The 1,597-nt window shown below is 61.8% G+C and carries 1 protein-coding gene; it reads left to right on the top strand.

Going from position 1 to position 1,597, the window contains the following annotated elements; all coding sequences use genetic code 11:
• Positions 1 to 157: 157 nt before the first annotated feature.
• Positions 158 to 1,597: IS1634 family transposase (locus HZS63_RS13755; RefSeq protein WP_180684558.1), on the top strand; the 1,440-nt coding region annotated here is incomplete at its 3' end.

Here is a 1,597-nt window from a genome sequence, read left to right as displayed (position 1 = left end):
CCCGAGTTCGACACTTACCCCCGGTTTTAGGAGTATTTCGAGGGTTGAGGCCTCTATGAATCAAGCACTTGGCCATGTTTTTCTGGATTTTCTTGTAGTGTAAACATTTCTTGTTTTGTGTAGCACCTCCTTTCGCCCCTTGCGCTACACTTGTTCCATGTTCGTCAAGCTCGCTCGCTCCCGTGGCCACACCTACGCCCAGATCGTGGAGTCCTACCGCGACGCCAATGGTCAACCCCGCCAACGCAACCTGCTCACCCTGGGCCGCGTTGATGAGAACAACGGGCAGGTCGACAAGGTGTTGCAGACGCTGCTCAAGGCCCGGGGCCATGGGCCCGTGGATACCTCCACACCTCAGGTGCAGTTCGAGTCGGCCCTGGCTTTGGGCGATGTGTGGGCATTGGATCAGCTCTGGCGCGAGATCGGCTTTGACTGCCTGGCCGGCGTTTTCCGCCGTGCTCGCTTTTCCAGCGCAGTGGAGCAAGCCATTCGCGTGATGGTCTTCAACCGCCTGTGCGATGCGGACTCCAAACTGGGTACGCTGCGCTGGCTGCAGACCGTCTCCATGCCCGGGGTCGATCCGGCCAAGCTCACGCACCAGCATCTGCTGCGCAGCATGGATGCGCTGATGGACCATCAGCAAGCCGTTGACGATTGCGTGGCCCATTTGTTGCGGCCCTTGATCGATGACGAGCTCTCCGTCGTCTTTTATGACCTGACGACCATCCGCAGTGAAGGCCTGAGCGTGCAAGACGGCGATGTGTGGCACTTTGGCATGTCCAAGCAGGGGATGGTGGCCAGGCAGTTCATGTTGGGCGTGGTGCAAACGGCCGATGGCATGCCGATCTACCACGAGGTGTTTGACGGCAATACGTCCGAGGCACCGACCTTGCTGCCAACGGTGCGCAAGGTGCTGGCGCGCTACCCGCACATCCGGCGCCTGGTGATCGTGGCCGACCGTGGCTTGCTCTCGGTCGACAACCTGGCCGATCTGGCCGCCCTGCGCTTGCCCGATGGGCAGCCACTGGAGTTCATCCTGGCGGTGCCCGGTCGCCGCTACGGGGAGTTTGCCGAGCTGCTGCAGCCCTTGCACGAGGCTGCCGCGCACGAGGGGCAGACGGTAGCCGAAACCCTTTGGGAAGGCCATCGCCTGATCGTGGCGCACGATCCGCTGCGGGCACAAGAACAAACGGCCCAGCGCTCTGCCCGCATTGCGGCGCTGGAGGCGCGGGCCAGCGAACTAGCCGGCAAGCTCGACGGGCAGGATGCCGGCGCGGTGCACCGCGGGCGCAGGCTCAGTGACTCGGGCGCCAAAGCACGGTTTTTCCACGAGGTGGCCGATGCCCACCTCTCCAAAATCATCAAGGTGGACCTCAAATCCGATTTGTTCACCTATGACATCGATGCCAAGGCCTTGGCCCGCGCCCAAATGATGGACGGCAAGTTGCTGCTGGTCACCAATGTGGCCGACCTTGAACCCGCACAGATCGTGCAGCGCTACAAGAGCTTGGCCGACATCGAGCGGGGTTTCAGGGTGCTCAAGAGCGAGATCGAGATCGCGCCGGTCTATCACCGTCTGCCTGAGCGTATTCGTGCT

Origin of the sequence: Tepidicella baoligensis, assembly GCF_013432195.1 — a bacterium.
Taxonomy (GTDB): domain Bacteria; phylum Pseudomonadota; class Gammaproteobacteria; order Burkholderiales; family Burkholderiaceae_C; genus Tepidicella; species Tepidicella baoligensis.
The sequence above is the reverse complement of the archived record's forward strand: the minus strand, read 5'-3'. Positions and strand labels throughout refer to the sequence as shown.